Source organism: Tateyamaria sp. (genome assembly GCF_059783535.1).
The window spans coordinates 1-7,254 of record NZ_JBYNDP010000162.1; the positions used below are offsets into that span (position 1 = coordinate 1).

Here is a 7,254-nt window from a genome sequence, read left to right on the forward strand (position 1 = left end):
AGCGCTTGAGGCGGATATCGGAGGGTCGGATGAGCAGGCCCGTGCGGTCCGGCTGCTGTTGGCGCCGAAGGGGCTGCCATGGGGCAGCCGCGCGGAGTGTGGCGATCAGGTCGATACGGGAGGTGCCGTCGAGCCGTCCGGGGCGCGAGGGCAGGGGGCGGCCGCGGCGGTTGCTGGTGCGCTTTTGACCTGCCCCCGCACCGCCGGATTTTCGGGTTGTCCCCGCGGGGACAAGTCCGTTCAACAGGTCAGGGGGGAGCAGGGATTTGACGGCTTCGACCAGCATATCAGTGTTCGGGATTGCGTCGTTTTCCTGGGTGTCCCCGCGGGGACAATCTTCGTTTGACGGTGGGGGAGGGGGGCTTTCCTGGTCCTCCATGTCCTCTGGGATCACGGTTGCGCGGCGCGGATAGACAAGGGTTGCGGCAACCTCGAGGTCGGTATCTGTGAGGTGCTGTCGGTCCATGAGTTGAGCATGGGCGCGGGCGGTGCGCAGGGCGAGTGTTGGGGCCCTGAGGGATGCGATGCCGAAGCGGGTGGCGAGCAGGGTGAGTTGCAGGATTGCGTCCGCTGTTTTTACGGCTGTCCCCGCGGGGACAGATTGAGGTGTCCCCGCGGGGACAGATGGTTTTCGGCCCTCGGGTGATAGGTGGAAGGCGCACCGATCCGCCAGCGGGTCTGGGGTGCGTTCGTCGGGTTCGATCCCTTCATCAAGGAGCAAAAAGCCCTGTGTTAGAGACTGATCTGCCAGTTGGGACAGTTTGGCAGCGAGGGCAGGGGGGCAGCGTTCCGCCATTGGGATTTGAGCGATGCAATCAACACTGAAAAATGATTTATTTTCAATTACTTGCGAAGATGAAAGCGTCGCGCTCAGGTCGATGCCGCCAAAGAGTTGCTCGTCCGAGATGGAGACGGGCAGTTTGCGGATGGGCAAAGTTGGGGTGAAGGCTGCCAGTAGCGCGTCACGATCGGGGCTGGCACGCATACGGATGACGGCGCCGCCAAGGCCTGCGGGGTCGAGCGCCAGGAGCCGCAGGGCGAGGGCTGCGTTATGCCAGCTTTCGGCTGTCATTGCGTGCTGACTTGGGCGGACGACACGTCCGCCTTACCGATGGGGCACGATGCACTTGAGCGGTGTGCGCTGTGGGGTGTGTCGGCTGGCGGGGTGAACCCCGCCTTACATGGATAGGTTGCGGTGCGGTGTCGTAAGGCGGAGGTGTCCTCCGCCCCGCCCGTCATGCCAGCACGGCGTCGACCGTGCGGGTGACGCGGGTGGTGCTGCCGGCTTCGTCCAGCGGGTCGCGGCGCAGCCGGTGGGACAGGGCAATGGGTGCGATGCGCTTGAGATGATCGCGGGTCAGCACCTTTTTCTTGTCGAAGGCCGCGAGGGCGCGGGCAGCGCGCAGCAGGGTGAGTTCGCCGCGTAGGCCATCGGAGCCAAGCGCGATGCAGAGTTCTGCGCAGTCGTGCAGGATGTCATCGGGCGTTTCGATTTGCGGCAAGAGCTTGCGGGCGGCGAGGATCTTGCGGCGGATTTTGGCATCTTCCTTGGTGTAATGCGCCATGAAGGCGTCGAAGTCTGACTCAAAGGCGTCGCGGCGTTTGATGACTTCGATCCGTTGGGCGACGTCGTTGGGGCTGCGCACTTCGACAGAAAGGCCGAAACGGTCGAGCAGTTGCGGGCGCAATTCGCCTTCCTCGGGGTTGCCGGAGCCCACGAGGACGAAGCGGGCGGGGTGGCGGATGCTGAGACCCTCGCGTTCGACCACGTTTTCGCCGGATTGGGCGACGTCGAGCAGGAGGTCGACGATGTGGTCTTCGAGCAGGTTAACCTCGTCTATGTAAAGGTAGCCGCGGTTCGCGCGGGCCAGCAGGCCGGGTTCAAAGGCTTTTTCGCCCCGTGTGAGAGCGCGTTCGATGTCCAAGGCGCCGACCACGCGGTCCTCGGTGGCGCCGAGGGGCAGATCGATGACCGGTGTTGGGATCTTGTGGGCCTTTTTTGTCTCTACATTGGCCCAATCAGGGCTGTCTGCGTGGGTTTCGGCGTTGATCGGGCAGCCATGCACCGCCGTAATCGGGGGCAGGAGGGCGGCGAGCGCACGCACTGCCGTGGATTTCCCTGTCCCACGGTCGCCAAACACCAGAACGCCGCCGATGCCGGGATCGATCGCTGTCAGGATCATGGCCCGTTTCATGTCGTCCTGACCCACTATGGCCGAGAAGGGGAAGGGCGTTTTCGTCATTGCAGCTGCAGTCCTTCCAGTGGGCTGGTGCCGCCCCATGTGCCGCTGTCACCGAGGATTGCGAAGCGGGCATAGAGTTCCTCGCGGAACCATGCGCCGTCGCGGACGGCTTTGATGGCTTGGGCATGAGGGCCGTTGGTGCGGGCGAATTGCGCCATTTCGTGCTGGCCTGGCCAGATGGAGAAGGTGACCTGGTGCAGCATGGGGACCTCGCCGATCCCGATCTTGAAGACCACGTTTGGGTCGCTGCCGATCATGGCCGAGATGTCGGGGACGCGGCCCCAGAACTTCGTCAGGATGCCGGACTTGATCGTGGCGCGGGTGAGGGCGGCGAGTGGCCCTGATTTAGGTTCTGATACAGGGGAAAACGGTGTTTTTCCGCTCCAGACACCTCGGGCGGAAGTGGGGGCGAGGAAGACGGTCCAGTGTTCGGAAGCGCGGGCGCGGTAGCGTTGGAAAATCGGTGTGTTTTCCAGTCGCCAGCGGGCTGTCGTTTCGTCGGGCCAGGTGCACAGGATGGCGTAGACAGCTGTGTTTGGGACTGGTGTGAACCCTTCGCCGGTGCCCGAGCCGCAGAGTTTCCAGAAGCCCAGGTCCGGTACGCGCGCCATGGCCATCCGGGCGCCGCCCATCATTGTCAGCGCCCATGCCCGGTCGCGCCACCGTGGGAAACGGAAGAAGGATATGGAGGTCGTTTGGTTCATCATGTCGCACTGGCAGCGTGCCCTATGGCACAGGATTCAGCCTATCGGTGGAAAAGAAATTGTCAACTAAACTAGACACTCGTATTGTTTTGGAGAGATGACACGCCTTGATCCCATCGAATCAAAGACCCGAGCGGGCAACCGCGCCATTGTCATTGGTGCCGGTTTGGGGGGGCTTGCTGCCGCCATGCGTCTTGGCGCCAAGGGGTACACCGTCACCGTCATAGACAAGTTGGATGTGCCGGGTGGCCGTGGATCGGCCATCTGGCAGGACGGGCATCGGTTTGATCTGGGGCCGACCATTGTGACCGTGCCGCAGCTTTATCGCGAGCTGTGGGCCGCCTGTGGTCGGCGGTTTGACGATGATGTGGACCTGCGGTCGCTTGATCCATTCTATGAAATCCGATGGCCGGATGGGACCAAGTTTGTGGCCCAGCACGACACCAAGGCCATGCGCGAAGAGGTGGCCAAGATCGAGCCGCGCGATGTGGCGGGTTTTGATGCGTTCCTGCGCGACAGTGCCAAGCGGTACTGGTTTGGTTTCGAGGATTTGGGCCGTCGGTCCATGCACCAGTTGTGGGAATTGGTGAAGGTTTTGCCTACATTCGGGATGCTGCGTGCTGACCGTTCTGTCTATGCCCATGCGGCATGCCGGTTCCGCAATGACAAGCTGCGCATGGCGTTTTCGTTCCACCCGCTCTTTATCGGCGGTGACCCGACCCATGTGACCAGCATGTATATTCTGGTGAGCTACCTCGAGAAAGAATTTGGTGTGCACTACGCCATGGGTGGCCTGGCCGGGATGGCCCGGAAGATGGCGGATGTGGTTGAGGATCAGGGCGGCACGCTGTTGATGGACACGCAGGTCGACGAGATTGTCGTCGACAATGGCCGTGTGCGCGGGGTGCGGTTGGAGTCGGGGCTGGAGCTGGGCGCTGATGTCGTCGTGTCCAACGCCGATGCTGGCCACACCTATGATCGGTTGATGCGGCAGGTGCCCAAGAAGCGGTGGACGCCCGCCAAGTTGAAGCGCACGCGCTATTCGATGAGCCTGTTTGTCTGGTATTTCGGAACCAAGGGCACGCGGGGGCAGTGGGGTGATGTGGGGCATCACACCATCCTGAATGGCCCGCGCTATACTGGCTTGCTGAAGGACATCTTCATCAAGGGCAAGCTGGCAGAGGACATGAGCCTTTATGTCCATCGTCCGTCGGTGACTGATCCGTCCGTGGCGCCGGAGGGTGATGACACGTTTTATGTTCTCAGCCCGGTGCCACATCTGGGTCATGGCGGTGTGGATTGGGCAACGGAAGCGGACGCGTACAAGGCCAAGGTGTTGGCCGTGCTCGAAGATCAGCTTTTGTCCGGATTAGGGTCGAAAATCAGTACCGAGCAGGTGTTCACACCCGAAACCTTCCGGGATCGGTATTTGTCGCCGCATGGGGCGGGGTTTTCGATTGAGCCGCGGATACTGCAGTCGGCCTGGTTCCGGCCGCATAATGTCAGTGAAGAGGCTGAGGGCCTGTATCTGGTGGGCGCGGGGACCCATCCCGGCGCGGGCGTGCCGGGCGTGATTTCAACAGCGGAGGTTCTGGCGCAATTGGTGCCGGATGCGGTGACATGATTGATCCGCGTGATCTTGAGGCCTGTACCGAGGCGATCCGCCATGGCTCGCTGTCCTTTCATGCTGCGTCCAAGCTGTTGCCCAGGCGGGTGCGTGACCCGGCGCTGGCGCTGTACGCGTTCTGCCGATTGGCCGATGACGAGGTGGACCTGAAAGCCGAGAAGGTGGAGGCCGTGCTGCGCCTGCGGGATCGGTTGGACCTCGTTTATGCCGGGACGCCGAAGGATGCCGCGCCGGATCGGGCCTTTGCCGCCGTGGTTGAGCAGTTCGAGATGCCGCGGGACTTGCCGGATGCCCTGCTGGAAGGGCTGGCTTGGGATGCGGAGGCGCGGACCTATGCAACGCTGTCGGGCGTCAAGGATTACTCGGCGCGGGTGGCGTCTGCTGTCGGGGCCATGATGTGTGTTCTGATGGGCGTGCGTGACGGCGATGCGCTGGCACGGGCCTGTGATCTGGGCGTGGCGATGCAGCTCACCAACATTGCCCGCGATGTGGGTGAGGATGCCTTGGAGCGCCGCCTGTATCTGCCGACGGAGTGGCTGGATGAGGCGGGTATGACGCCGGAAGAATTTTTTGCCGACCCGCGCCCGACCAAGGCGGTGCGGGCCATGGTCAAGCGGCTCGTGATGGAGGCAAACAGGCTCTACTACCGCTCAGAAGCGGGGATTGCGGCGCTGCCGCGCGGGTGCCGTCCGGGGATTTATGCGGCCCGGTTCATCTATGCGGGCATCGGCGGGCGGCTGACGGGCATGGGCTATGACAGCATCTCGGCCCGGGCGCGGACCTCGAAGGCGCAGAAGCTGGGGTGGCTGGCGCAGTCCGTGGCGCTGAGCGGGACGAGTATGGTCATGCCGCAATCCGCTGTCCTTTATGCCAAGCCGCTGCCCGAGGTGGAGTTTCTGGTCGATGCCGCCGCCACCGGGGCACGGCCCAGCCGCAGCGACAGCCTGTTCGAAGCGCTGGCGGCCCTTGAGGCAAAGCGGCAGGCTGATCGGGCAAACTTGATTGGGGCCCGCGCACGGGTTACGTGACCCACATGTTCTGGCTTTTGTTCTGCATCTTTTTCGCCGCCTGCCTTGGCGCGGGCGTCACCGGCGGGCTGTTCCCACCGGGCCCCTGGTACAGATCGCTGTCGAAGCCAAGCTGGACCCCACCCGACTGGGTGTTCCCTGTCACATGGATGGTGCTGTACGTCTGCATGGCGGTGGCTGGGGCCCGCGCCGCGATGGCCGAAGGCAACGGGGTTGCCATGGCGTTCTGGGCCATGCAGATCGCGTTCAACGGGCTGTGGACGCCCGTGTTCTTTGGCCTGCGCAATATCAAGCTGGGCATGGCGATCATTGGCGTTTTGTGGGTGACAGTGTTCAGTGCGATGCTGGCCCTGTGGCAGGTCGATACGCTGGCCGGGGTGCTGTTTGGGCTGTACCTGGTTTGGGTCACGATTGCCGCGTCATTGAACTGGGGTGTGTGGCGTTTGAACCCGGAAGAAGCGGCGAAAGGGTCTGTGCAGGCGGGGTGAGGGTTTGCCTACGGACAAATCGACCGCCTTTCAGTTTGCTGGACAGACCGGAATCAAGCCGAAGGCGCCGGTCCAACACAAGCCCGTCCCGGCGGGCTGGTGTTTTGGGTGCTGCCTCGAACAGAATTTCTGTCGAATGTGCTTGGCCAGCATAAAGCGCTGCCGAAGCTTTGGTGCGACACCACCCCACGGGCTTGTGTTGGACCGGTTTGAAGTCAGCTTTGCGGACTTAGTGAGCCTTCGCTGCGGCTGCGCGAACGGCGGCTTTCCGGTTTTGGCGAAATGACCAACAAATGCAATCTTTAGGTTGGCTCGCAATCTAACTCCTTTGACCTTAGCCTGTACCCAACCTTATCCGAAGGGCTTCATTGTGCGTGAATTGCTAAACTTACTTCCCGGTGTTTTTGTGATCATCGTAGGGGCGTCTGCTGCGATAGGCGACAACACAGCGCCAGAGCTTCCAAGCCCCGATCAAATAAGTGAGCACTATCAAGAATTGGCAACCAATTGGCCGACGATATCACGCACCGCGCTAATGGCATTTGTCGCGGCAGAGGATCGCCGTTACTTTGAGAAGCCACCTCAAAACTCCCCCATCACACAACAGATTGGACGTTGGTATCTTCAACCAAGGGCAGGGAACCTCCAAAGAGTAGCACTCTCATTTGTGATCGGTGAAGCGCTCTCACATGATGAGGTTCTAAACTGGTATGTGAACCAGATTTTCCTAGGGCAAACCTGCTTTGGTCTACCTAGCGCAGCGATGGCTTACTTTGGAAAACCTGTTGAAGATTTGAGACTGGAGGAAATAGCTTACCTAGCAGCACTGCCCAAAGCCCCTGTGCTTTTTCATCCTGTGAGGTCCTACGACCGAGCCGTTGAGCGCAGAAATTTCGTGCTGTCGGAAATGCTGAAAGCAGGGTTCATATCAGAACATGAAGCTGAAAGTGCCATCAAGACAGCCCTAGTTGTAATTCAACCACTGGAACGCTGCGAACCCGAGGAATAGCCGACATTCAATTGCGACGCAGCATCCGACACTTTGAGCTCAAACCGGCCTTAGCTCGAAACCAGTTTTTATCTGTGGTTCAATGCAGCGGTTGCTTTTAATGAACGCACACCGGGCGTGGTGAAGCTGCCCATACGGATTTTCCCTCTATCCAA

General features: G+C 61.3%; 6 protein-coding genes and 1 pseudogene. 4 read left to right on the forward strand and 3 right to left on the reverse strand.

All coding sequences use genetic code 11. The features are described from left to right. From AC6RA8_RS19885 to crtA, 3 genes and pseudogenes are all read right to left on the reverse strand, one after another. Nucleotides 1-1,072 (reverse strand): annotated as a pseudogene (locus tag AC6RA8_RS19885) (magnesium chelatase subunit D); the annotation flags it as partial. Between the two features lie 163 nt (nt 1,073-1,235). Further along, entirely contained in the window at nt 1,236-2,243 is a 1,008-nt protein-coding gene (bchI, locus tag AC6RA8_RS19890) for a magnesium chelatase ATPase subunit I (protein ID WP_500355178.1), read from the reverse strand. Then, a complete protein-coding gene (crtA, locus tag AC6RA8_RS19895) occupies nt 2,240-2,947 on the reverse strand; it encodes a spheroidene monooxygenase (RefSeq protein ID WP_500355188.1) in 708 nt (235 codons plus the stop codon). Before crtA ends, bchI begins: the two co-directional genes overlap by 4 nt. 97 nt (nt 2,948-3,044) lie before the next feature. On the opposite strand from crtA, the gene AC6RA8_RS19900 reads away from it, so the two are divergent. The 4 genes from AC6RA8_RS19900 to AC6RA8_RS19915 all read left to right on the forward strand — a co-directional run bounded on the left by AC6RA8_RS19900 (nt 3,045) and on the right by AC6RA8_RS19915 (nt 7,099). Beyond that, a complete protein-coding gene (locus AC6RA8_RS19900; protein ID WP_500355180.1) occupies nt 3,045-4,571 on the forward strand; it encodes a phytoene desaturase in 1,527 nt (508 codons plus the stop codon). Next, nucleotides 4,568-5,602: a 15-cis-phytoene synthase gene (crtB, locus tag AC6RA8_RS19905; protein ID WP_500355182.1), complete on the forward strand. Its 1,035-nt coding sequence runs from the start codon at nt 4,568-4,570 to the stop codon at nt 5,600-5,602. The genes AC6RA8_RS19900 and crtB overlap by 4 nt, the downstream gene beginning before the upstream one ends. 5 nt (nt 5,603-5,607) lie before the next feature. Then, complete coding sequence (gene tspO, locus AC6RA8_RS19910; RefSeq protein ID WP_500355184.1) at nt 5,608-6,090, forward strand: tryptophan-rich sensory protein TspO; 483 nt, start codon at nt 5,608-5,610, stop codon at nt 6,088-6,090. Nucleotides 6,091-6,460: 370 nt separating this feature from the next. After that, nucleotides 6,461-7,099, forward strand: coding sequence for a transglycosylase domain-containing protein (locus AC6RA8_RS19915; protein ID WP_500355186.1), 639 nt, complete (start codon nt 6,461-6,463; stop codon nt 7,097-7,099). Nucleotides 7,100-7,254: the final 155 nt, after the last annotated feature.

Coding starts and splice junctions, on each gene's coding strand:
- bchI (WP_500355178.1), bottom strand. CDS start 2,243: ATGACGAAAACGCCCTTCCCCTTCTCGGCCATAGTGGGTCAGGACGAC.
- crtA (WP_500355188.1), bottom strand. CDS start 2,947: ATGAACCAAACGACCTCCATATCCTTCTTCCGTTTCCCACGGTGGCGC.
- AC6RA8_RS19900 (WP_500355180.1), top strand. CDS start 3,045: ATGACACGCCTTGATCCCATCGAATCAAAGACCCGAGCGGGCAACCGC.
- crtB (WP_500355182.1), top strand. CDS start 4,568: ATGATTGATCCGCGTGATCTTGAGGCCTGTACCGAGGCGATCCGCCAT.
- tspO (WP_500355184.1), top strand. CDS start 5,608: ATGTTCTGGCTTTTGTTCTGCATCTTTTTCGCCGCCTGCCTTGGCGCG.